25 protein-coding genes are annotated in these 23099 nt (G+C 35.8%); 19 read left to right on the top strand and 6 right to left on the bottom strand.

The window, feature by feature from the left end; all coding sequences use genetic code 11:
* Positions 1-44 precede the first annotated feature (44 nt).
* Entirely contained in the window at positions 45-1697 is a 1653-nt protein-coding gene (locus Q0893_RS07425) for an HYR domain-containing protein (RefSeq protein ID WP_299273950.1), read from the bottom strand.
* A 124-nt stretch (positions 1698-1821) separates the two neighbouring features.
* On the opposite strand from Q0893_RS07425, the gene dnaG reads away from it, so the two are divergent.
* Positions 1822-3789 carry a DNA primase gene (gene dnaG / locus Q0893_RS07430; RefSeq protein ID WP_298900221.1) on the top strand — a complete coding sequence of 656 codons (1968 nt, stop codon included), beginning with the start codon at positions 1822-1824 and terminating at the stop codon, positions 3787-3789.
* Here the strand turns inward: dnaG and Q0893_RS07435 are convergent.
* A complete protein-coding gene (locus Q0893_RS07435) occupies positions 3786-4415 on the bottom strand; it encodes a response regulator transcription factor (RefSeq protein WP_298900220.1) in 630 nt (209 codons plus the stop codon). The two genes, dnaG and Q0893_RS07435, sit on opposite strands and share 4 nt — an antisense overlap.
* Positions 4416-4551: 136 nt before the next feature.
* A complete protein-coding gene (nadE, locus tag Q0893_RS07440) occupies positions 4552-5340 on the bottom strand; it encodes an NAD(+) synthase (protein ID WP_299273955.1) in 789 nt (262 codons plus the stop codon).
* A gap of 105 nt (positions 5341-5445) precedes the next feature.
* Between nadE and gldB the strand changes: the two genes are divergently transcribed.
* On the top strand, positions 5446-6405 hold the full coding sequence (gene gldB / locus Q0893_RS07445) for a gliding motility lipoprotein GldB (RefSeq protein ID WP_299273958.1): 960 nt from the start codon (positions 5446-5448) through the stop codon (positions 6403-6405).
* Positions 6405-6743: a gliding motility protein GldC gene (gene gldC / locus Q0893_RS07450; protein WP_298900217.1), complete on the top strand. Its 339-nt coding sequence runs from the start codon at positions 6405-6407 to the stop codon at positions 6741-6743. The genes gldB and gldC overlap by 1 nt, the downstream gene beginning before the upstream one ends.
* Here gldC and Q0893_RS07455 read toward each other — a convergent pair.
* On the bottom strand, positions 6730-6924 hold the full coding sequence (locus Q0893_RS07455) for a hypothetical protein (RefSeq protein ID WP_299273962.1): 195 nt from the start codon (positions 6922-6924) through the stop codon (positions 6730-6732). The genes gldC and Q0893_RS07455 overlap by 14 nt on opposite strands.
* 134 nt (positions 6925-7058) lie before the next feature.
* Between Q0893_RS07455 and Q0893_RS07460 the strand changes: the two genes are divergently transcribed.
* Positions 7059-7673, top strand: coding sequence for a DUF4230 domain-containing protein (locus tag Q0893_RS07460; protein WP_298900215.1), 615 nt, complete (start codon positions 7059-7061; stop codon positions 7671-7673).
* Here Q0893_RS07460 and Q0893_RS07465 read toward each other — a convergent pair.
* Both Q0893_RS07465 and Q0893_RS07470 read right to left on the bottom strand, forming a co-directional pair.
* Complete coding sequence (locus Q0893_RS07465; RefSeq protein ID WP_299273966.1) at positions 7668-7973, bottom strand: rhodanese-like domain-containing protein; 306 nt, start codon at positions 7971-7973, stop codon at positions 7668-7670. The two genes, Q0893_RS07460 and Q0893_RS07465, sit on opposite strands and share 6 nt — an antisense overlap.
* A gap of 10 nt (positions 7974-7983) precedes the next feature.
* Positions 7984-9729 (bottom strand): aromatic amino acid hydroxylase, encoded by a 1746-nt coding sequence (locus Q0893_RS07470; protein ID WP_299273969.1) that lies wholly within the window; start codon positions 9727-9729, stop codon positions 7984-7986.
* Positions 9730-9844: 115 nt separating this feature from the next.
* On the opposite strand from Q0893_RS07470, the gene Q0893_RS07475 reads away from it, so the two are divergent.
* From Q0893_RS07475 to Q0893_RS07545, 15 genes are all read left to right on the top strand, one after another.
* A complete protein-coding gene (locus Q0893_RS07475; RefSeq protein ID WP_298900212.1) occupies positions 9845-10414 on the top strand; it encodes a TetR/AcrR family transcriptional regulator in 570 nt (189 codons plus the stop codon).
* A gap of 69 nt (positions 10415-10483) precedes the next feature.
* Positions 10484-11557 (top strand): 2Fe-2S iron-sulfur cluster-binding protein, encoded by a 1074-nt coding sequence (locus Q0893_RS07480; protein ID WP_299273972.1) that lies wholly within the window; start codon positions 10484-10486, stop codon positions 11555-11557.
* Between the two features lie 71 nt (positions 11558-11628).
* Positions 11629-12585: a 1,2-phenylacetyl-CoA epoxidase subunit PaaA gene (paaA, locus tag Q0893_RS07485; RefSeq protein ID WP_298900210.1), complete on the top strand. Its 957-nt coding sequence runs from the start codon at positions 11629-11631 to the stop codon at positions 12583-12585.
* A gap of 10 nt (positions 12586-12595) precedes the next feature.
* A complete protein-coding gene (gene paaB, locus Q0893_RS07490; RefSeq protein WP_298900209.1) occupies positions 12596-12883 on the top strand; it encodes a 1,2-phenylacetyl-CoA epoxidase subunit PaaB in 288 nt (95 codons plus the stop codon).
* Positions 12883-13638: a 1,2-phenylacetyl-CoA epoxidase subunit PaaC gene (paaC, locus tag Q0893_RS07495; RefSeq protein WP_298900208.1), complete on the top strand. Its 756-nt coding sequence runs from the start codon at positions 12883-12885 to the stop codon at positions 13636-13638. Before paaB ends, paaC begins: the two co-directional genes overlap by 1 nt.
* A 54-nt stretch (positions 13639-13692) precedes the next feature.
* The gene (gene paaD / locus Q0893_RS07500; RefSeq protein ID WP_298900207.1) at positions 13693-14193 is read left to right on the top strand and encodes a 1,2-phenylacetyl-CoA epoxidase subunit PaaD; all 501 of its coding nucleotides are present in this window, start codon (positions 13693-13695) and stop codon (positions 14191-14193) included.
* A gap of 110 nt (positions 14194-14303) precedes the next feature.
* Positions 14304-15089 carry an enoyl-CoA hydratase-related protein gene (locus Q0893_RS07505; RefSeq protein WP_298900206.1) on the top strand — a complete coding sequence of 262 codons (786 nt, stop codon included), beginning with the start codon at positions 14304-14306 and terminating at the stop codon, positions 15087-15089.
* A gap of 2 nt (positions 15090-15091) precedes the next feature.
* Entirely contained in the window at positions 15092-16246 is a 1155-nt protein-coding gene (locus Q0893_RS07510; protein ID WP_299273979.1) for a 3-hydroxyacyl-CoA dehydrogenase NAD-binding domain-containing protein, read from the top strand.
* Between the two features lie 92 nt (positions 16247-16338).
* A complete protein-coding gene (locus Q0893_RS07515; protein ID WP_298900202.1) occupies positions 16339-16749 on the top strand; it encodes a hotdog fold thioesterase in 411 nt (136 codons plus the stop codon).
* Positions 16742-17263: a hypothetical protein gene (locus Q0893_RS07520; RefSeq protein ID WP_298900201.1), complete on the top strand. Its 522-nt coding sequence runs from the start codon at positions 16742-16744 to the stop codon at positions 17261-17263. The genes Q0893_RS07515 and Q0893_RS07520 overlap by 8 nt, the downstream gene beginning before the upstream one ends.
* A 6-nt stretch (positions 17264-17269) precedes the next feature.
* Complete coding sequence (gene pcaF, locus Q0893_RS07525; protein WP_298900200.1) at positions 17270-18478, top strand: 3-oxoadipyl-CoA thiolase; 1209 nt, start codon at positions 17270-17272, stop codon at positions 18476-18478.
* Positions 18479-18592: 114 nt separating this feature from the next.
* Entirely contained in the window at positions 18593-19195 is a 603-nt protein-coding gene (locus Q0893_RS07530) for a short chain dehydrogenase (RefSeq protein ID WP_298900199.1), read from the top strand.
* A gap of 9 nt (positions 19196-19204) precedes the next feature.
* Positions 19205-21742, top strand: coding sequence for a phenylacetic acid degradation bifunctional protein PaaZ (gene paaZ / locus Q0893_RS07535; RefSeq protein WP_299273985.1), 2538 nt, complete (start codon positions 19205-19207; stop codon positions 21740-21742).
* A 3-nt stretch (positions 21743-21745) separates the two neighbouring features.
* Entirely contained in the window at positions 21746-22498 is a 753-nt protein-coding gene (locus tag Q0893_RS07540) for an enoyl-CoA hydratase/isomerase family protein (protein WP_299273989.1), read from the top strand.
* 2 nt (positions 22499-22500) lie between these two features.
* Positions 22501-23097: a transferase hexapeptide repeat family protein gene (locus Q0893_RS07545; protein WP_298900196.1), complete on the top strand. Its 597-nt coding sequence runs from the start codon at positions 22501-22503 to the stop codon at positions 23095-23097.
* The last annotated feature ends 2 nt before the right edge of the window (positions 23098-23099 follow it).

The raw sequence follows: 23099 nt of genomic DNA on the forward strand, positions 1-23099 counted from the left end.
CAACTTAGTATTGAATCGGCTTTTTTATTCGGTAATAAGTGATCTTATTTTTTTATAAATCGTTTCACTGTGGTATCTCCATTTGACGCTTTAATCTCTATTAGATAAAAGCCAGAAACTAATCCTGAAGTATTTAATGTTTTGTCTTCAATAGTTTGATGAACGAAGTTTACTGCAGTCACTAATCGTCCTCTAATGTCATATATGTTGGCATGTTCTAAAACTAAATTAGAACTGTTTTTAATGGTTAGAATATGATCAACAGGATTAGGTGTTAAACTAATGTTGTTTTCTAACTCAAAATCTTCAACACTTAAATTTTCAGATACGACAACATCAAAAGAACAGGTTACAAAATTTCCCGCGATGTCTGTCACAATAAACGTATTTGTTGTTGTTCCTATAGGGAAGTCACTTCCGCTAGCCAAACCTTCGGTTTGTTCAGGAAGATAATCAACCTCTAACAAATACCTATAGCTACCACTTGCTCCAACGACATCGTTCCAGCCTCCAGAAGATTGCATAACCGTATAATCTTCATTACCTGCATTATTTGGTTCGCCACCATTCCAGTTGGTGTAAGTAGCACTATCACCACTTTGCCAAACAAATGTGCCTTCTGTATCTGTATCACTATAACCGATAAGTATATCTCCTGAACCACCAATCATGGCTATTGCATTTAAAAGAAAGCTCCCATCGTTTGCATCTCTAATGGTGCCAACAAAACCATTTTGGGTTAGGGCATCAGTATAAGCATCTTGAGGCGTAAATGTGTTATTCGATAAATAATAGGCTTTCCCAGCTAAAGTACCTAAAGGCGTAAAATCGGTTAATGGGTTAATAGTAGAGCAATTGTCAGAAGCGCTTACTGTATAATCAACAACAGCTGTGGTTTCGCCAGGATTGGTCTCTGTCATAATGTCTGCAGGACACCCTATAGTTGGGTCTTCATTATCTGAAACGGTTACTGTAAAGGTGCAACTTACTGTATTTCCATCACTATCAGTTACAGAATAAATATTTGTTGTAACACCTAATGGGAAATCGCTCCCAGAATCTAATCCATTGGTTAATGTTGGGGTTAAGGAACCATCTTCAGCATCGTTGGCTGTAACAGCAAAGGAGGTGTTTCCAGTGCATTGTCCCGCATCATTGTTTATCGCAATATCACCTGGGCAATTTAGTACAGGAGCAGTGCCGATAATGCCATATAATTGTACATCTGCAATTTGATTAATACTGCTAGATCCGCAAACTCCAGTAAAGTTAATACGATAGTACGAATAGGCCGTAGCATTGCTAAATGAAAATGTTCTCGAAAAAAAACGATCTGAAGCACATGGAATAGTTCCTGTTGTAATACTTGTAAAGTCGGTTCCGTTATTTGATCCAAAAATCTCATAATCAGTGGGATCGCGTTCTGGAGCGTCATTTGCTGTTACAATTTCTATTGAACTTGCTGTTTGAGCAACTCCAAGTAAATCGACTTCGAAGCCGATGCCATCAAAAGCATTAAAATCTAAAAATTTCGTTGCAGAATTTTGATCAATAATATTCTGAACACCTTCTCCTCCTGGTGAATTAACACTACCGAAAGGAGTTGCTGTATGAATTGATGAATCAAAAATTGCTTGTGCAAAAATGAAGTTTAGGTTAAATAATAACAATAAACTAATAAGAGTAATTTTTTTCATATTGGTTGGGTTATAAGGTTATGCCTAAGATAATATTTTTTCAGTTGACTTTGATTTGTCTTACATTTACATTTTCTAAAATAGTTCAAACAATACGTTTTTTTAACTGTAAACAGATTAGTAATTGATATCAAAATCCACCATAGAACAAGTATTTGACACCGCTCGAGTAGAAGAAGTGATTGGTGATTTTGTGCAACTTAAAAAAGCAGGAAGTAACTTTAAAGGACTAAGCCCCTTTAGTGATGAACGTTCTCCTAGTTTTATGGTATCTCCAGTAAAGCAAATCTGGAAAGATTTTTCTAGCGGAAAAGGGGGAAATGCTGTGACATTTTTAATGGAACATGAACATTTTACCTATCCAGAAGCAATCAAATACCTCGCTAAAAAATACAATATTGAAATTGAAGAGACCGAACAAACTGATGAGCAAAAGCAAGAAGCCAATGAGCGAGAGAGTTTATATTTGGTTAATGAATTTGCCAAGGATTATTTTGAACGTATTATGTTCAAAACAGATCAAGGTCAGGCTATAGGATTAAGCTATTTTAAAGAGCGTGGCTTTACCAATGAGACTATAAAACAATTTAATTTAGGATATTCCCTAGATGAATGGCAGGCTTTTACAGATGAGGCATTAAAGAAGGGGTATCAACTGGAGTTTTTAGAAAAAACGGGATTAACTATTGTAAAACCCGAAAAGAAATTTGACCGCTTTAAAGGAAGAGTGATGTTTCCAATCCACAGTATGAGCGGCCGAGTTTTAGGATTTGGCGGACGTATTCTGGCAGCTGATAAAAAAGCAGCTAAGTACCTAAATTCACCTGAGAGTGAGGTCTATCATAAAAGTAAAATTCTCTACGGAATTTATCACGCTAAGCAATCTATTGCTAAAGAAGATAATTGTTATTTGGTTGAAGGATATACTGATGTTATTCAGTTCTATCAAACAGGTATTAAGAATGTTGTGGCGTCGTCTGGAACAGCCTTAACTCCAGAGCAGATTAGATTAGTTAATAGATTAACCAATAATATTACAGTGTTATTTGATGGCGATGCGGCCGGAATAAGAGCATCTATAAGAGGTATAGATTTAATTCTAGAGCAAGGAATGAATGTCAAGGTTTGTGGCTTCCCTGAAGGTGAAGATCCAGATAGTTTTGCCAAACAAAATACCTTGGAAGAATTAACAACTTATCTAAATGATAATTCAAAAGATTTTATTCAATTCAAGGCATCTCTGTTAATTAAGGAGGCTAATAATGACCCGATTAAAAAGGCAGAAACTATTAGAGATATTGTTAATAGTATTTCTAAAATTCCGGATCAAATAAAAAAGGAAATTTATATTCAAGAATGTTCGCGCATTATGGATATAAGTGAAGATGTCTTGTTTAGTACACTTGCTCAGATTACTAAAAAAGAGATTAAAGAGGCTGGTAAAAATCTCAAAACAGAGCAAAAAGCATTTGACATTATAAAACCACAGGTTAAAGCGCCTAAAATAAATTTACAATATGAATTAGAGCGAAAGATTATTGAAATTTTATTGCTCTATGGAACCGAAATTGAAGATTTCGAAGATCTTGTCTTGAAAGAATCTGAAGATGGAGAATTACAATTAGAACCTGTAATTCATAACGCCAAGGTTTTTGAAAAAATCTACCTCGACTTACAGGAGGACGAAATGCAATTCACAAATCCTAATTTTAAGTTGTTGTACTATACGATAATAGATACCTTAAATCAAGAACCAGAGTTCTCAACAAGAAATTTTGTGAATGGCTTAGATCAAGAATTGGCTAATGACGTCACCACCATTTTGATGAATGATGAGCGTTATAACTTACATGATTGGGAAAGAAATCATATTATTCCGAAGGAAAAAAAGCACAGTATCGCTCAACTTGTTACTCAAACTATTTTAACCTTGAGGTGTTACTTGATTGATAAAAAAGTAGCAGAATACCAAAACGAAACTTTACAAGAGAATGCTAATGCCAGAACAATTTTAGAGGATGTTAAAGATTACCTCGGTCTAAAAATGCTGCTTTCAAGAAAACTTGGTAAAGTTGTTGGTGGTAAAATCTAAGTTAAATCTAGCTGTTTCCCTTGGTTCACCAAATCAATGAGATTAGTGACATTTAATTTTTTAAATAAACGCGCTTTATAAGTACTTACCGTTTTTTCATTAATGTCTAGCTCTTGAGCTATTTCTTTATTTTTCTTACCTGAAGATAATAGTTTTAAAACTTCGACCTCACGAGTTGATAAGCGCTTATAAATCCTGCTTTTTGATTGTCTTGTGTCATTATAATTAAGATGTTTGGACATCTTATTACTAAGATAAATCTCACCGTTATAGGCTGATTTTATAGCTTTAGTAATCGTATCTGTAGACTCAGATTTTGAAACGTAACCAGAAGCTCCGGCCTTAATAGTGCTAATAGCATAAATTTCTTCAGGATGGTAGCTAAACATAATGATGTTTATCTGGCTATGTTCTTTTTTAATAGCTCTAAGTGCAGTAATTCCATTGAGTTCAGGGAGTTCAATTTCCGAAACGATAACATCAACGTCATGACGTCTTACAAATTCGAATATTTCCACACCACTTCCAACGGTTCCAATAACTTGGATGTCGTCGTGATTTTCAAATAATAATTGAAAGCCAGTAGTTACGATAGGATGGTTGTCAACGACTAATACCTTGATCATAATACATAAATTAAATTGGTTAGTTAGTATAGAGTGCCAGAACTTATTAAAATAAATTCAAGAATGTGGAGATTTGCAATGCAAAATTAATAAAAAAATCAACATAACCGCCGTTTGTTAACAGAAAATCCAGTAATTATTTCAATTCGTTAGGAATTTCGCAAATGGGAATAGGGATCATTTTGTGTGTATTTGAGCGATTATATCTCATAAATATTTGAAACACTTGCTTTTGGCGTCCTTCAAAATCGTTTTCGGTTTTGCCTTCATCCTTCATTTTCATGGCCCATTCTAATTCTGGATAAGAAGCTCCAATTTGGTCTTCATCACTCCTTGCATCACCAAAAAGACCATCACTTGGTGCTGCTTTCATGATCGATTCGGGTACTTCTAAATGTTCACCAATGGCATAAACTTCAGATTTTAACAAGTCGGCAATCGGACTTAAATCTACGCCGCCATCGCCATATTTTGTATAAAAACCTACACCGAAATCTTCTACTTTATTCCCAGTTCCCGCAACTAATAGCCCTAAAAGTCCTGCGTGATAATATAATGTGGTCATGCGTAACCTTGCTCTAGTATTGGCTAAGGCCATATCAACAGTTGCTTGCTTTCCGCTAAGTGAAACTTCAGTTTTAAATTCTTCAAAAACAGGCGTTAAATCAACCCTCGAATCTTTAACATTTGGAAAACGTCTTTTTAGTTGCTCAATATGTTCCTGAGCGCGATTTACATGGCTTTCCGCTTGATGAATTGGCATTTCAATACATAATAAATCTAAACCCGTTTTTGCACAAAGTGTAGACGTAACGGCAGAGTCTATTCCGCCAGAAATCCCAATGACAAATCCATTTACCTTAGCATTTGTTGCGTAATCTTTAAGCCAATTTACAATATGGTCAACAACTTTTTCTGTTTGCATTTTAGTGAGTTTTTTATGTAATAATAGTACCTTTGCGTAACAAAAATAACGTAATCACGTTAGTAATAAAAATTTACTAATATTAAGTTATCGTTAATATAACCCATGAAACAATTTGTCTTATTTACCCTTCTATGTGTTAGTGTTTTTAGTTGTAAAAATGAGGACGCCGTAGAAAACGAAATTTCTAAAATTGAAACCGACTTTATTGTAGAGCGATTTGATCGCGCATTTGCCGAGGTAAAACCCGAAGGTTTGTCTGATTTAAAAAAGGCCTTCCCTTTTTTGTTTTACAACCGAATTCCAGATTCTCTGTGGGTTGAAAGAATGCAAGATTCTAATCAGATTATGTTGAATAATGAAACCGATAAAATTTTTGAAGATTTCAAAAATGAAACCCATGAGATCGAACAGCTATTTCAGCATTTAAAATATTATGATAAAAGTTTTACCGAACCGAGAATAGTCACATTGACCAATTTTGTAGATTATAGAAACAAGTTAGCAGTTACAGATACTGTTGCTGTTATTGCAATAGATAATTACTTAGGGAATGACCATGAAGTGTATTCAGGTATCCCTGTTTTTTTATCTCAAAATATGAAACCTTCGCAGATTGTTGTTGATTTGGCTAAAGCGTATAGTGAACGACAGATTTTTCAATCCAGAAAAAAGACGCTACTAGATGAAATGGTATATTTTGGGAAACAACTCTACTTTAAAGATAAAATAATCCCCTTTAAAACCGATGCAGAAAAAATAGGTTATACTCCAGAACAGCTGGAGTTTGCTCGGTTAAATGAAGGTGTAATTTGGACAGAATTTGTTGAAAAGGAAATGTTGTATAATACAGATAGCAGTTTGCCTGCTAGATTTATTGCAGACGCCCCATTTTCGAAATTTTACTTAGAGCTCGATAGCAAAACACCTGGCAGACTTGGACAATATATGGGATGGCAAATTGTAAGAGCTTATATGAAAAATAATGATGTGTCATTACAAGAAATGTTGCAAACAGATGCCAATGAGATATTTAATAAATCTAATTATAAACCACCAAAATAATGGCAGAAAACCATACTTCAAAAATAGAACTTAGTGTAGAACTTGACGAAAACAGAGTCCCTGAAAAACTGCAATGGACAGCAGAAGATGGTGGGATATCTAACGAAGAAGCTAAAGCTATGATGCTCGCAGTCTGGGATGCAAAGGCTAAGGAAACCTTACGTATAGATTTGTGGACAAAAGACATGCCTGTTGATGAAATGAAACAATTTTTTCATCAAACTCTTGTGGAAATGAGCAATACATTCTACAGAGCAACGCAAGACGAAAAAATGACAGCTACAATGAAAGATTTTTGTGATTACTTTGCTGAAAAGTTAGAACTTAAAAAGGAGTAGCATTTTTATTGATAATGTAATTCAAATCATATTCATATTCGGTTTCAAAAACGTAGTCTGAGAACGTTGCTGTAACACTACTTAGTAATTTGTCTGATGTAGTTGGATTAAGGTTGTTCTCTGTAAATGCTGGAGAACAAGAAACTAATACATATAAAAAGACGATTGCAAGTCGATTCATAGTAAGTTGGTTTGTATAATTAACTTACCAATGATCCATTTATTGTTCTTATAGCAAGTGATTTAGACAATATTGTAATCTCGATATCATATTTGCGTCAACATTTTATACTCATATTTTAATTATATTAGCATATGCGAAAAATAATATTCGGCGTTATTATTACCTTAATTATACTCTTTACTTTTAAGTACTGCAGTGATAAGCGGCAAGATGAAATCGTACTTCAAGAGCACACAGCGCTTATAAAAGAACAGGTTAAAAATGTTGGTAAACTTGTAGTTACCGAAGGACATTTTAGTGAAGTATTTACCTATAAAAATTCTAAAGCGGTTTTTGCCGATTTATTAGAAGCAAAAAAACAGGCTATAGTAATTGTTAATGCAGATGTAACGATTGCTTATGATTTGAGTCTTGTGAATTACGAGATCGATGAGCTTTCTAAAACATTAAGAATAACGAGTATTCCCAAAGAAGAAATAAAAATTAATCCAGATTTTGAATACTACGATATTCAGGCGGATTTTCTAAATCAATTTGAAGCCAAAGATTATAATGACATTAAGGAAACGGTAAAAAAATCGTTGATGAAAAAAGTTGAAGCCTCAGAATTAAAATCTAATGCCCAAAACAGGTTGATTAGTGAATTGGCTAAATTTTATATTCTCACTAGTTCTTTAGGATGGACCCTACAATATAATGAAAATCCAATAGACTCTTCCGAAGAGTTATTAGATATTAAGTTATAATTTATATTGAACACTTACCCAGCTACCTCCATTAATTGCATCAATATTATTAAGGTTTAAATATTTTGCAGCTTTTGCAGAACGCACACCACTTTCACAGCAAGCAATTATTGGTTTGTTAAGGTTTTTTACTTCTTTAACTCTCGCATTTAATTCATTCAACGGAATATGAACAGAATTTTCAATATGTCCTTTGTCCCATTCACGCTGTGTTCTAACATCTAAAACAATAGCTCCATTTTTTATGTAACGCTCAACTTGACGCTTTTTAGCTCCAAAAATAAATCCTAATAATCCCATGGTATAACGTTTAATTTGTAATTAATTCTAATCCATTTGTGATTAAATGTGCAACGTTTGGTCGTTTCAGCTTTAAATGCTCCAAATGGTTTAAAATATTTTTACTAAAATCTTTGTCGTAACGATATGCTAATTCATACAATTCTAATGCTAAAAGCCAATCATCATTATGATTATCGGTTAAGGTTTTAAAAATAGTTTTGACACGCTCTTCGTCGTAATTTGATTGCCTTATATCACTCGTATTCTTATAAAGTGACTCGAGTTCTAAAGTGCTACTGTCTTTAAGTTTTCGCACTGTTTTAGTTTCTGATACATGATATAGATTGTCAAAAGATCTGTAGTCTGCCGCACCAGCAAATGCAGAAATTATTGATGATCCTACCGCCAATTTGAAAGTTCCTTGGTTCGGAGAGAATAAAACCCTGTCTTTATATGTTACCGTACAATCTTCAAACTCTATAAGAATTAATTTTCCAAATACATTTCTAATACCAGTTACATTTAAACCTTCAATTGTAATGCCGCTTTCGTATTCAATGGCAATCCTTTTTCCGTCGTAAAAATTATAAGCCTTTAAATCTCTAGGCCTCATGTCTTCAATAGCTAAGCTAATACCTTTAAGTTTTCCAATTGGAGAACTAAATCCATTCGGATTGGCTTGTGCGCCATGACCTATAAGTTCTTTTTCTCTATTAGCCAAAGCAGTTGGGCCTTCGGTTTTAAAGAATACGACGTTATTGTCCTCGTCGGTAATCATTTCGGTAAAAACACCAGAAATTTGCAATCCTGTATTTAATTCTATACTACCAATTTTTCTAGAATCTATAAGTTTTTGTAAACCTCGAAATCCGCCCTTTCTTAATGCCATGGTACTAGAAAATTCTTCAAGCACCTCCATGAGGTAAGCAAAATCTGGAGTTACAAAGAGTTGTGGTTGAGGTTTGGTAATATCAAATTCTATGTCGGCTGCATCAATGCTATATAACCGCTTTTCAACTTGGTCGGTCATACACCATTTACTTTCTCCAATAGATGATAATAGCCCAGCGCCATAAATTTTAGGATTTTCGATAGTGCCTATAAGTCCATATTCAACAGTCCACCAATGTAAGTTTCTAATTTTTGCAATTTCAGAAAGCGGTACTTTTTTATGCTGAAGTTCTTGTACTAAGGCTTCGGCATTTTTAATGGCTTCAGATGTTGATGTTGGAGATTCTTTTAAAATAGAAAGTGATCGAACAGCTTCATACATATCATTGTCATGTGCAGATAAAATAGCCTTCGCTCCAATTTCACCAAAACGCCTTAAATATTCAGCATAATCGGGGTTGGCAATAATAGGGGCGTGCCCAGCCGCTTCATGAATAATATCTGGAGCAGGTGTGTATTCAATATGTTCTAATTGCCTGATATCTGAGGCAATCACCAAAACTTTATAAGCCTGAAACTCCATAAAAGCGTTTGGGGGAATAAAGCCATCAACAGCAACAGCGGCCCAACCTATATCTTTTAAAATACGATTCATGCCATACATACTTGGTATAGTTTCAATAGAAATACCAGTCATATCTAGCCCTTTTAAGTATGAGTGGTGGGCCACCTTACTTAAATAAGATACATTTTTCCGCATGACATAGCGCCAAACCGCTTGATTAATAGGAGAGTAATCATCATAGTCTTGAGGCTTAATAAACTGCTTTAAGTGAGGAGGTAATCTGTCAATTAACGGATTGGTTTCTATTGCTCTATTCATAGTTTATTTAAGTGCATTTTTCTTTAAAACCTTACAAAGTTATGAATTAAAAAATGGCTGTTTAGATTGATTAACATAATGTTTTAGTTTAAATTGAATATGTATATTAGTGCCAATGAAATCAGAAACACGTAAGGACGAAATCATAAATACGGCAGCTAAACTTTTTAAGGATAAAGGCTATAGCGCAGTGACGATGAGGGATTTGGCTACAGCCATGGGAATAAAAGCTGCTAGTCTTTATAATCATATTAACTCAAAACAAGATATTCTTAAAGAGATTATCATTGATATCGCCGAAGCCTTTACAAATGGTATGAGCATTATTATTGCATCGGAGGTTTCGAATATCTCTAAACTTAAGCAAGTGGTCGCCTTACATGTTAATATTACAGCTAGTAATACAAATGGTATGGCCTCTTTAAATAATGACTGGATGCATCTTGAGGATCAATTGGATTACTATTTAAAATTAAGAAATGAGTACGAAAATAATTTTTTAAAAATTATTGAAGAAGGTATTTCTACTGCCGAAATAAAACAAACCAATGCCGAAGTTATAATGTTCTCTATGTTATCTACTTTGCGTTCACTCTATTTATGGATACCTAAAAAAGAAGATCTTAATGCCGATGATTTGGCTAATAATTTAAGTGAAGTTCTCATAGAAGGAATTAACGTCTAATTAAGAATAATATTTTGTATCTTTGTTCACCAAACTAACAAGTGTTAGTTAAATGTTTAAGGTATACACATGGCAGAATTTCATAACTTAAAAGTTGCAGATATTTATAAGGAAACCGAAGATACTTCAGTAGTATCATTTGATATTCCTGTAGAATTACAAGATAATTTTAAATTTAGACAAGGCCAGCATTTAACGCTTAAGGCAGATATAAACGGCGAAGATGTTCGTCGTTCGTACTCATTGTGTTCGAGTCCAAGTGAAAATCAGTGGAAAGTAGCCGTGAAGCAAATTCCTGGTGGTAAATTTTCTACCTATATTAATACTGAAATAAAGAAGGGCGATTACCTCGAGGTTATGACGCCAAGCGGAGCGTTTGGGGTCTCTGTAATGCCTGAGCATTCAAAAAACTATCTGTTTTTTGCGGCAGGAAGTGGAATCACGCCGGTGTTATCAATGATAAAAGCCCACCTGGCTCAAGAACCAAACTCAACTTGTAAGCTGTTTTATGTGAATAAAACGGCAAAATCTATTATCTTTAAAGAAGAACTAGAGCAACTTCGAAACACCTATTTTGGAAGACTAGAAATCTATTACTTCCTAACTAAAGAACGTAGAGATATTGAGCTTTTTAATGGAAGATTTGACGACGACAAAATGGAAGTCCTAACCAAAACTTTCATCGACATTCCTGATACAAGTGAGGTTTTTCTCTGCGGTCCAGAGCAAATGGTGAATTATGTAAGTGACTATTTAATTAATAAGGGATTGCCAAAAGAATTAGTGCATTTCGAGTTATTTGTTACAGGTCTATCAGAAGAAGATATTAAAAGAGCTGAACGTTTGGCAAAACAGAACGTTGAAGGTGTTGAAATAACAATTGTAGATGGTGGAAAAGAATTTGCATTTACAATGACTAAGGAATATGATAATATTTTAGATGCTGCTTTAGGTGCAGGGGCCGATTTGCCTTTTGCTTGTAAAGGTGGTGTTTGTAGTACATGTAAGTGCGAAGTGATAGAAGGAGCAGTTGAAATGAAAATTAATTATGCCTTAGATGATAAGGAGGTAGCTCAAAACTTAGTGTTAAGCTGCCAAGCCGTGCCAACAACAGAAAAAGTAGTAGTAGATTTTGATGTATGATTTTTAAAGACTATACCATCAAACCAACCATATAATGAAAAAGAAAATTTAGTCACCAAAAACTTAAAGTTATGAGTGAAGAACAAATTAAAAATCTCGAAAAACAATTTGACGAGCGTATCGCCAGAGATGAGAAAATCGAGCCTAAAGATTGGATGCCAGAGAAGTATCGTAAAACGCATATTCGACAAATGTCACAACATGCACATTCTGAGATTATAGGAATGCTTCCTGAAGGTAACTGGATTACAAGAGCACCTTCGTTACGACGTAAAGTGGCGTTACTGGCAAAAGTACAGGATGAAGCTGGTCATGGATTGTACCTCTATTCCGCTACTGAGACCTTAGGTATTTCAAGAGATGAACTCTACGAACAATTGCATACAGGTAAAGCCAAGTATTCTAGTATTTTTAATTATCCAACATTAACTTGGGCAGATATGGGTGCTATTGGTTGGTTGGTTGATGGAGCAGCCATCATTAATCAGGTGCCATTATGTAATACATCTTATGGTCCTTATGCAAGGGCAATGATTCGTGTATGTAAAGAAGAGAGTTTTCACCAAAGACAGGGTTATGAAATCATGATCAAATTGGCTAATGGAACTCCAGAACAAAAGGAAATGGCTCAAGATGCTCTAAATCGTTGGTGGTGGCCCAGTCTTATGATGTTAGGTCCAACCGATGATAAATCGGTACATACAGCACAGTCAATGAAATGGAAACTTAAACGTAAAACCAATGACGAATTGCGTCAGCAGTTTATAGATCAAACAGTGCCTCAAGCCGATTTAATTGGTTTAACAGTTCCAGACCCAGATTTAAAATGGAATGAAGAACGACAAAGCTATGATTTCGGAGCAATTGATTGGGATGAATTCTGGCAAGTTGTAAAAGGTCATGGACCAATGAATAAAGAAAGAATGAAAGCAAGAGTGGGCGCTTGGGAACGTGGAGAGTGGGTTCGTGATGCTGCCATGGCTCACGCAAAAAAGAAACAAGAAAGAAAAGAAAAACAAGCAGTTTAAAACTATAGTTATGTCAACAAAAAACTGGCCTCTTTGGGAAATCTTCGTAAGAAGTAAAAACGGATTAGAACACAGACATTTTGGAAGCCTTCATGCTGCAGATGCAGAGATGGCATTAGAAAACGCCCGTGACGTCTACACTAGACGAAATGAAGGTGTAAGTATTTGGGTTGTAGAATCAAAGAATATTACAGCTTCAAATCCCGAAAATAATGGTGAGCTGTTCGAACCAGCACAAGATAAAGTATATCGTCACCCAACATTTTATGATTTACCAGACGAAGTAAAACACATGTAATGAAAAACGAAAATTTATATAATTATATTCTTGGTATCGCAGATAATAGTCTTATCCTAGGACAACGTATGGGAGAACTCTGCGGTCATGGGCCAAATTTAGAAACTGATATTGCTTGTACAAATATTTCTCTAGATTTATTCGGACAAGTACGTAGCTATTTTCAATATGCTGCGAAAATAGCAGGAGATGAACGTAGTGAGGACGATATCGCCATGCTTCGCAAAGAACGTGAGTATAAAAATGTGTTGTTGGTTGAGCAACCTAATACCAATTTTGCTTATACGTTAGGACGTCAATTTTTATTTGATGTTTATCATCTAGCATTTTTAAAAGAACTCCAAAAAAGTACAGATTTGACACTTTCGGCCATTGCCAATAAATGTGTTAAAGAAGTAAGTTATCACGAACGCTTTTCCTCAGATTGGATAAAACGCTTAGGTGATGGTACCGAAGAAAGCAATGCAAAAATGCAAGAAGCTATTAATGATTTATGGACATATACCGATGAGTTATTTCATCAAACAAATGCAGACAAAGCAATGCTTGCTGAAGGAATTGGTGTTGATGTGACAAAACTAAAAGAAGATTACTATAACAGAGTGAATGCTGTTTTAGAAGTAGCAACACTCAATACTCCAGAATCAAAATGGTTTCAAAAAGGAGGGAAAGAAGGTATACATACAGAACATCTGGGATATCTATTAAGTGATTTGCAATATATGCAAAGAACCTATCCAAATATGGAATGGTAATACACCTTTGATTGACAATTCCACGGTTTGTTGCGGAATATCATCAAAATAATTATGACAACCACAGAGCAAAATATAGACAAAAAGTTAATCGCAATATTAGAACAGGTGTCTGATCCAGAAATCCCTGTATTGTCTATTATGGATATGGGTGTCGTTCGCTCTGCAATCATCTCAGATGGTGTTGTACAGGTCGAAATTACACCAACTTATAGTGGTTGTCCAGCAATGGATGTTATTGGTGATGACATCAAAAAAGCATTACTAGATGCAGGTTACAAATCTCAAGTTGAGTTGATTTTGTACCCAGCGTGGACTACAGATTGGATTACTCCAAGAGGTAGGCAAGCACTAGAAAAATATGGAATTGCCGCTCCTTTAGAAGCTCAAGCAGATAAAGATGTGTTGCTCCATGGAAAACGAATGGTTAAATGCACCAATTGTGGTTCACAAAACACACGATTGGTAAGTCAATTTGGTTCAACCGCATGTAAGGCACAATTTCAATGTGATGACTGTCAAGAACCATTCGACTATTTTAAATGTTTAAAATAAATATAGCGTTACCCAAAGGGTCAGGCTCTCGGCAGTCGCTTCCCGATAATTATCGGGAGAGCTCCAACAAAGCCTCCATCCTTAACGCAAATTGAGATAAAATAATAGGTATGAGCAATAATTCAATACAATTAAGAATTGAAAACAAGGTCGCGTATATAACGCTCAATAGACCTGAAGTATTTAATAGTTTCAATCGTGAAATGGCATTAAATCTTCAATCTATTATGGATGATTGTGAATCTAATGATGAGGTCAGGGCCATGGTGCTTACAGGAAACGGTAAAGCATTTTGTGCAGGTCAAGATTTGAAAGAAGTCACAGATCCAGAATTAAACCCAGGATTTAAGAAAATTCTAGAAGAACATTATAACCCAATAATTACTAGAATCCGCGCCATTAAGAAACCTATTGTTGCTGCCGTAAATGGTGTGGCTGCTGGGGCAGGAGCTAATATTGCTTTAGCCTGTGATATTGTAGTGGCACATGAAAAAGTTAGCTTTATTCAGGCATTTAGCTTAATAGGGTTAGTTCCTGACAGCGCTGGAACCTTCTTTTTACCGAGATTAATAGGTTTTCAAAAGGCATCAGCTTTGGCAATGCTTGGAGATAAAGTTACTGCCGAAGAAGCAGAACGTTTAGGAATGATTTATAAAGTTATGCCTCTAGATAGTTTTGAAGATGAAGTAAACAAATTAGCCTACAAGTTAGCACACATGCCTACAAAGGCTTTAGGATTAATAAAGGAGTTATTTAATCAATCCATGAATAATAGCTTAAAAGATCAATTGGCACTCGAGTCTAAATTACAAATAGAAGCAGCGCAGAGTGACGATTATGCCGAAGGAGTTGCCGCATTTATAGAAAAAAGAAAACCAGAATTTAAAGGGAGATAAATATGAACGTAGGTATTATAGGTTCAGGAACCATGGGAAGTGGCATTGCTCAAGTAGCTGCTACTGCTGGTTGTAAGGTGAAATTGTACGATACTAATCAAAATGCTTTAGATAAAGCCAAGGCTGCTTTAGAAAAAATATTAAATCGTCTTATAGAAAAAGGACGAATCGATACCCTCGAAAAAGAGAGAATTCAAAATAACATCGCTTATGTGGATCGTTTAAAAGATTTAAGCGATTCAAACTTGACCATCGAAGCAATTATCGAAAACCTTGAGATTAAAAAGAAAGTGTTTTCAGAGTTAGAAACCTATGTGGCAGATGATTGTATTATTGCATCAAATACGTCAAGTTTGTCTATTGCATCTATTGCAGCATCATTACAAAAGCCAGAACGTTGTATAGGTATTCATTTCTTTAACCCAGCACCTTTAATGAAATTGGTAGAAGTGATTCCTGCAATCCAAACAGCAAAGAATGTTCTGGATATTTCAGTGAAAACTATTTCCGATTGGAAAAAAGTAGTTGCTGTGGCCAAAGATACCCCAGGATTTATAGTCAATAGAGTGGCAAGACCATTTTATGGTGAATCTTTGAGAATTTATGAAGAAGGAATTGCCGATTTTGCAACCATCGATTGGTCCTTAAAAACAATTGGCGGTTTTAGAATGGGGCCATTTGAATTAATGGATTTTATTGGTAATGATGTAAATTACACAGTTACCGAAACCGTATTTACCGCATTTTATTTCGACCCTCGATACAAGCCAGCATTTACTCAGAAACGTTTTGCCGAAGCTGGATATTTAGGACGTAAATCTGGAAAAGGTTACTATGACTATGCCGAAGGCGCTACTAAACCAAAGCCATTAGAAGATAAAGTTCTAGGACAACAAATATTTGATCGTGTATTGGTTATGCTTATCAATGAAGCAGCAGATGCCTTGTTTTTAAACATTGCGTCAGCGGAAGACATAGATAACGCCATGACTAAAGGTGTTAATTATCCTAAAGGTTTATTGGGATGGGCAGATGACAAAGGAATCAATTGGTGCGTGTCGGGATTAGATGCCCTATATAATGAGTATCATGAAGATAGATATAGATGCAGCCCATTGTTGAGAAAGATGAAGAGAGAACATAAAACATTTTTTTAGCGTCAGTTCGAGTGCGAAGTGTATCGAGAACAAGTGAGACTTCTTGATATAATTTTCTATTAAAATATCTCGAAGCAGTTAAATATTAAATTATGAAGGGAGAAGATATTCCACATAAAATGCTAAGTCAAGATGCCTACAGCCAATGGTTAGGTATTGAGATTTTAGAATGCGAAATTGGCCGATGCAAAGTTGCAATGACCATTCGTAAAGACATGCTCAATAGTATGAATAAGGCACATGGAGGTATTAGTTATTCTTTGGCTGATACCGCATTTGGTTTTGCCGCCAATACCCATGGGAAATATGCTGTATCCATTGAAACTAGTATTAATCACATCGAAGCCTTAGATGAAGGAGATTATTTAATAGCAGAATCTGTGATTGAAAAAGTAAATAATAAACTAGGCTTTAATATTATTGAAGTAAAACGCGAAAACGAATTAGTAGCCTTGTTTAAAGGCGTTGTATATAGAACTCAAAAAGATTGGACACATGATTAAATTAAACAAAAAGTACCTCATTGTAATTATTGCAATGTTATTTACAAGCATCGGATTCGCTCAAGAAGATGATGTTATTGAAGAAGAAATTGAGATTAAAGAAACTATAAATTCAATGTTTAGCTCTGTCATAGAGATGGATATTGATAAAAGTATATTTCCAATCACTCAAGGGAATACTCATTTTTCAGAAGATCAGAAATCAGGTATACTAGCAATGCTTGTACCCTCTTCTTTTGAAAATTTAGAAAAAGATTTAGAAAACGAACAATCTAAAGAAGGTATAAAAACACTCAGCAAAGGAGCGCTTAAAACAGATGGTAATCGCATTCTCTTTTTAAAACAATCAATGGATAGAGATGGGCAAACCTATTATATGTTCATCTTCGCTAAAGAGCATGCCAAAGATGCCACCATAATGGTAACTGCCTTTTATGAGGCGGAAAAGGATGAAGACTATAAAAAATACGCAGAAAAAGCTGCGAAATCAGCTAAACTTGTTGAAAAAGAATAAAATTATATGAAAGACGCATATATCATTGATGGTGTAAGAACACCAATTGGAAACTATAAAGGCACATTATCTGCTGTACGCACAGACGATTTGGGAGCCTTAGTCATCTCAGAAGTTGTTAAACGTAACCCAAACATTCCTAAAGAGGCTTATGACGATGTTATAATGGGATGTGCAAATCAGGCTGGAGAAGATAATCGTAATGTGGCAAGGATGTCATCATTATTGGCTGGATTACCGTTTACAGTTCCTGGAGAAACCGTAAATAGATTATGTAGCTCTGGTTTATCAGCTATCATACATGCCAATCGCGCTATAAAAGCAGGAGATGGAGACCTTTTTATTTCTGGAGGTGTTGAAAATATGACACGAGGACCATACGTTATTGCCAAACCATCTACAGGTTTTGGAGGTGATTCTAAAATGTACGATTCTACGTTTGGATGGCGTTTTATAAATCCAAAAATGCATAAATTGTATGGAACCGATGGTATGGGGAATACAGCCGAAAACCTCGTTGAAAAATATAATATTTCAAGAGAGGATCAAGATAAATTTGCATACTGGAGTCAAATGAAGGCAGCAAAAGCCCAAGAAAATGGACGTTTGGCAAAAGAAATCGTAACTGTAGAAATTCCGCAACGAAAAAAAGATCCTATTCAATTTTCCAAAGATGAATTTGTAAAACCAACGACCTCACTTGAAGTGCTTGGAAAATTACGAGCCGCTTTTAAAAAAGAAGGAGGAAGCGTTACTGCTGGGAATTCCTCAGGTTTAAACGATGGTGCTGCAGCAACAATAATTGCATCAGAGGATGCTGTTAAAACATATAACCTAAAGCCTCTGGCAAGAATTGTAAGTTCTGCAGTGGTTGGTGTAGAGCCAAGAATTATGGGAATTGGTCCAGTACAGGCGTCTAATAAGGCTTTGGAAAAAGCAGGATTAACTATGGACGATATAGATATTATAGAGCTAAATGAAGCCTTTGCAGCGCAAGCGCTTGCATGTACGAGAGCATGGGGATTGGCAGATGACGATCCAAGATTAAACCCAAATGGAGGGTCAATTGCTATTGGTCACCCTCTTGGAGTTACAGGAGCAAGAATCGCTTATTCGGCAGCTTTAGAGTTACATGAGCAGCAAAAAAAGTACGCTCTAGTTACAATGTGTATTGGTGTTGGTCAAGGTTATGCTGCTATAATAGAACGTGTTTGATGTTGGGGTAATTTGGGCGTTACCACAAGGGTCGCGTTTTCACTACTCGCTCTCTTTGAGGAGCTCAAACAAACCGTTCAACCGCTAACGCAGTTGGGACTAAAATAAGAGATAATGAAAATATTAATCATAGGAGGCAACGGAACAATAGGTAAAAAGGTAAGTGAACGCTTAGCTCAAAAGCATGAAGTACTCATTGCTGGTCGACATTCTGGAAACGTCACTGTCGATTTTTCAGATTCATCATCAATACAGACGATGTTTGAATCTGTGGGGAAACTAGATGCTATTGTAGCTATTGCTGGAGATGCGAAATGGGACAAGTTGAATAAGCTTTCCGAAGATGATTTTTATATTGGTATAAAAAGTAAAATGATGGGACAGGTTAATACGGTAAGAATTGGTAAAAATTACTTAAACCCAGGAGGATCTATAACATTATCTACCGGAATCTTAGCAGATGACCCTGTAGATATGACAACAAGTGCAGCTATGGTAAATGGCGCTATCAATAGCTTTGCTAAGGCTGTGGCTTTAGAGTTAGAAGATGGAAAACGAATCAACGTTGTGTGCTCAGATTTGGTAGAAGATTCATTCGAGAAATACAAAGACTATTTTCCAGGAAATACACCAGTACCAATGCATAAAATTGTAGACGGTTACGTAAAATCTATAGAAGGAAAAATTACAGGAAGAATATTAAGAATAATGGCATAAGGAGTTATTATGGATAAAATACAACATTACGTTCAAGGTCATTGGACAACAGGAAAAGAAGAAGGCGCACCAATTTATGACGCTATAACCGGCGAAGCATTTACAAGTGTTGCAGTTGAAGGGTTAGATATTCCAGAAATACTAAACTACGGACGAACCAAAGGAGGTGAGCAACTTCGAAAAATGACATTTCAAGAGCGTGGTAACATGCTTAAGAAATTAGCATTGTATCTTACAAAAAGAAAGGATGCATTCTATGAATTGAGTTACCGTACAGGAGCTACCAAAGTAGACAGTTGGATTGATATAGAAGGAGGTTTTGGTAATCTTTTTGCTAATGCCTCTCTCCGAAAATTGTTTCCAAATCAACCTTACCACGTTGAAGGAGATCCTATCGACTTGTCTCGAGGAGGGCGTTTTATGGCTCATCATATTATGGTGCCTAAAAAAGGTGTCGCTGTACATATTAATGCATTTAATTTCCCTGTTTGGGGTATGCTAGAGAAATGTGCAGTAAACTGGATGGCTGGTGTTCCGGCTGTCGTATTACCCGCACCTTCGTCATCTTATCTAGCCGAAGCCGTTGCCAGAGACATCATAAATTCAGGGATCTTACCAGAAGGGGCACTTCAAATTATTAATGGTACAGTAAGAACTATTTTAGATACTGTTGAGTCACAAGATGTTGTCACATTTACAGGTTCGGCGGCTACCGGACGCTTGCTTAAAGCACATCCTAGGCTCATACAGGAATCTGTGCCATTTACAATGGAAGCCGATTCATTGAACGCTTCTATTTTAGGTGAAGATGCCGTGCCAGGAACGCCAGAATTTGATTTATTTATTAAGGAGGTTCGTAAAGAAATGACAGTAAAAGCTGGTCAAAAGTGTACAGCAATTAGGCGTATCATAGTTCCTGAAAATTTAGTTGAAGATGTACAAATTTCATTAGGAAAAGCATTAGATAAGGTGACTATTGGAGACCCAAGATTAAAAGAGGTAAGAATGGGGGCTCTAGTAAGTCGCCAGCAAGTTAAGGCCGTTAGGGATTCTGTAAACGACTTGGCGAAAGAAGCTCAAATTGTATATGGTGATTTAGATAAAATTGAAACTATAGGAGCAGATGCACAAAAGGGTGCATTTATCAGCCCAATTTTATTGAGAGCAGACCATCCTTTTCAAAATACAGTGATTCATGAACGTGAGGCTTTCGGACCCGTAAGTACTATTATGCCTTATAAGAACTTAGATGAGGCTGTTACATTAGCTCAGATGGGTAAAGGGTCTTTAGTATCTTCTATAGCAACTAATGACGATAAAATTGCTAAAGATTACGTAGTTAATGCTGCCAGTCACCACGGAAGAATCTTGGTTTTAAATCGCGAGAGTGCGAAAGAAAGTACAGGTCACGGCTCACCTTTACCATACTTAGTTCATGGAGGACCAGGACGTGCAGGAGGTGGTGAAGAAATGGGAGGAATGCGAGGGATCAAGCATTACTTGCAACGTACAGCAATTCAAGGCTCACCAACAACAATTACTGAAATTACAGGCATTTACCAACAAAATGCAAAGTATAAGGAAGCGGAACAGCATCCATTTAAATACCATTGGGAAGATATTCAACCAGGCATGTCGCTCAAAACGCATAAACGAACATTTACAGATACCGACATAATCAATTTTGCCAACCTTACTTGGGATCATTTTTATGCTCATACAGATATCACATCCTTAGACGGAAGTATTTTTGAGAAAAGAACAGCTCATGGTTATTTCATTATTTCGGCGGCAGCAGGATTGTTTGTATATCCTAATAAAGGCCCAGTAGCTGCAAACTACGGTTTAGATAGTATTCGGTTTTTACGACCATTATATCACAACGATACAATCTATGTGCGATTAACTTGTAAGGAAAAAGTAGATCGAGATGTCGCTTCAGCTGAACATCCAAGTGGTATTGTAAAGTGGCATGTAGAAGTGTTCGATGCCAATTTTGAAGATAGACCTGAAAGTCAAAAAAACGATAAAGATAGTCCTTTAGTGGCGGTTGCAACCATTTTAACAATGGTGCAGAAGAAACAAGAGGTCTTCGTTGAAATGACAGACGCTAAAATAGAGGAGTGTTTAAGTAAACTTAATGAAGACACGAAACCTCAGTGGGGAATTATGACGCCTCAACATATGATTGAACATCTAGAGTATACATATAAAATTGCTGCGGGAGAGATTCAAGATTTTGAAGTGGCTACTCCTGAAAAAATTCTTGAGAAGGTAAAGAACAGTTTATATAATTACAGGAAATTTCCGAAGAATTCAAATTTCCCATTACTAGAAAAGGATACGTTAGATGATTTGAAACATGAAAATCTGGCGATTGCAATTGAGACATTTAAAGCTCAGAGAGCAGCTTATTTAAATTACTTTAAAGAAAACCCAGAAGCAACATTAAGCAATATGGTTTTTGGAGAATTAAATAGATATGAATGGTATTTAATGGAGCGAAAGCACTTAAATCATCATTTTGAACAATTTGGATTATTATAAATTATGACACAACCATACGTTAAACAAACGATAGAAAACGAAGTAGGATATATTGAATTTTTTCATCCTGCCCATAACTCCTTACCAGGAGATGTATTGGCAAAACTAGCTGAAAACATAACTGAAGCAGGTGAAAATGATGCTATTAAAGTAATCGTTTTAAAAAGTGGAGGCGATAGAACCTTTTGTGCTGGAGCAAGTTTTAAAGAGCTTATTAATATAAATGATGCTGTTACAGGAAAAGTTTTCTTTTCCGGATTTGCTAATGTGATTAATGCCATGCGAAAATGTCCAAAGTTTATTATAGGACGAATCCAAGGTAAAACTGTTGGCGGAGGTGTAGGACTCGCAGCTTCAACAGATTATTGTATGGCCACGAAGTTTGCAGCTATAAAATTAAGCGAGTTAAATATTGGAATCGGACCATTTGTAGTTGGACCAGCAATAGAACGAAAAATGGGATTGAGTGCGATGTCACAAATTGCCATTGATGCAAATTCATTTTATCCGCCAGAATGGGCTAAAGAAAAAGGTTTGTTTACACATGTTTACGATAGCACTGAAGCACTTGATGATGCTGTAAAAACAACGGCCGAACATTTATGTACATACAATACAGAAGCCATGTTAGAAATGAAAAAAGTATTCTGGAAGGGAACTGATGATTGGGACGAGCTTTTGGCAGAACGCGCACAAACAAGCGGAAGATTAGTGTTGTCTGATTTTACCAAAGAGAAATTAAAAGGATTTAAATAATAATGATTTACAGTTTTAAAGGATTTATACCAGTGGTTCACAAAAGTAGTTTTGTGCATCCTTTGGCTGCCGTAACTGGTAATGTGATTATTGGTAGAAACTGTTACATAGGTCCGGGAGCGGCTATTAGAGGGGATTGGGGACAAATCATTTTAGAAGATGGTGTTAATGTGCAAGAAAACTGTACTGTACATATGTTTCCAGGAAAATCCATTACCCTTAAAGAAAGTGCGCATGTTGGTCATGGAGCCATAATTCATGGTGCGAACTTAGGTAGAAATTGCCTTATTGGTATGAATACTGTTATTATGGATGATGCCGAAATTGGAGATGAATGTATTGTTGGAGCTATGGCATTTGTAAAGGCTGAGACTAAAATTCCGAATCGAAGTTTAGTGGTTGGGAATCCTGCAAAAATTATAAAGGAAGTAAGCGACGATATGATTGCTTGGAAAACGAAAGGCACGCAGTTATATCAACAATTACCAGCAGACTGTCATGAAAGTTTAAAAGAAGTAGAACCTTTAAGAGAGGTTCCAAAGCATATGAAAATACAGGAAGATGTTTATAAAACACTTCGCGATTTCATGAAAAAATAGAG

The organism is uncultured Psychroserpens sp. (assembly GCF_947494225.1).
Classification (GTDB): Bacteria; Bacteroidota; Bacteroidia; order Flavobacteriales; family Flavobacteriaceae; genus Psychroserpens.

Coding starts and splice junctions, on each gene's coding strand:
- Q0893_RS07480 (WP_299273972.1), top strand. CDS start 10,484: ATGGCAGAATTTCATAACTTAAAAGTTGCAGATATTTATAAGGAAACC.
- gldC (WP_298900217.1), top strand. CDS start 6,405: ATGGCAGAAAACCATACTTCAAAAATAGAACTTAGTGTAGAACTTGAC.
- pcaF (WP_298900200.1), top strand. CDS start 17,270: ATGAAAGACGCATATATCATTGATGGTGTAAGAACACCAATTGGAAAC.
- Q0893_RS07530 (WP_298900199.1), top strand. CDS start 18,593: ATGAAAATATTAATCATAGGAGGCAACGGAACAATAGGTAAAAAGGTA.
- Q0893_RS07435 (WP_298900220.1), bottom strand. CDS start 4,415: ATGATCAAGGTATTAGTCGTTGACAACCATCCTATCGTAACTACTGGC.
- Q0893_RS07470 (WP_299273969.1), bottom strand. CDS start 9,729: ATGAATAGAGCAATAGAAACCAATCCGTTAATTGACAGATTACCTCCT.
- Q0893_RS07520 (WP_298900201.1), top strand. CDS start 16,742: ATGATTAAATTAAACAAAAAGTACCTCATTGTAATTATTGCAATGTTA.
- Q0893_RS07545 (WP_298900196.1), top strand. CDS start 22,501: ATGATTTACAGTTTTAAAGGATTTATACCAGTGGTTCACAAAAGTAGT.
- nadE (WP_299273955.1), bottom strand. CDS start 5,340: ATGCAAACAGAAAAAGTTGTTGACCATATTGTAAATTGGCTTAAAGAT.
- paaB (WP_298900209.1), top strand. CDS start 12,596: ATGTCAACAAAAAACTGGCCTCTTTGGGAAATCTTCGTAAGAAGTAAA.
- Q0893_RS07460 (WP_298900215.1), top strand. CDS start 7,059: ATGCGAAAAATAATATTCGGCGTTATTATTACCTTAATTATACTCTTT.
- paaA (WP_298900210.1), top strand. CDS start 11,629: ATGAGTGAAGAACAAATTAAAAATCTCGAAAAACAATTTGACGAGCGT.
- paaD (WP_298900207.1), top strand. CDS start 13,693: ATGACAACCACAGAGCAAAATATAGACAAAAAGTTAATCGCAATATTA.
- Q0893_RS07475 (WP_298900212.1), top strand. CDS start 9,845: ATGAAATCAGAAACACGTAAGGACGAAATCATAAATACGGCAGCTAAA.
- Q0893_RS07455 (WP_299273962.1), bottom strand. CDS start 6,924: ATGAATCGACTTGCAATCGTCTTTTTATATGTATTAGTTTCTTGTTCT.
- paaC (WP_298900208.1), top strand. CDS start 12,883: ATGAAAAACGAAAATTTATATAATTATATTCTTGGTATCGCAGATAAT.
- Q0893_RS07510 (WP_299273979.1), top strand. CDS start 15,092: ATGAACGTAGGTATTATAGGTTCAGGAACCATGGGAAGTGGCATTGCT.
- Q0893_RS07465 (WP_299273966.1), bottom strand. CDS start 7,973: ATGGGATTATTAGGATTTATTTTTGGAGCTAAAAAGCGTCAAGTTGAG.
- Q0893_RS07425 (WP_299273950.1), bottom strand. CDS start 1,697: ATGAAAAAAATTACTCTTATTAGTTTATTGTTATTATTTAACCTAAAC.
- paaZ (WP_299273985.1), top strand. CDS start 19,205: ATGGATAAAATACAACATTACGTTCAAGGTCATTGGACAACAGGAAAA.
- Q0893_RS07505 (WP_298900206.1), top strand. CDS start 14,304: ATGAGCAATAATTCAATACAATTAAGAATTGAAAACAAGGTCGCGTAT.
- Q0893_RS07540 (WP_299273989.1), top strand. CDS start 21,746: ATGACACAACCATACGTTAAACAAACGATAGAAAACGAAGTAGGATAT.
- Q0893_RS07515 (WP_298900202.1), top strand. CDS start 16,339: ATGAAGGGAGAAGATATTCCACATAAAATGCTAAGTCAAGATGCCTAC.
- gldB (WP_299273958.1), top strand. CDS start 5,446: ATGAAACAATTTGTCTTATTTACCCTTCTATGTGTTAGTGTTTTTAGT.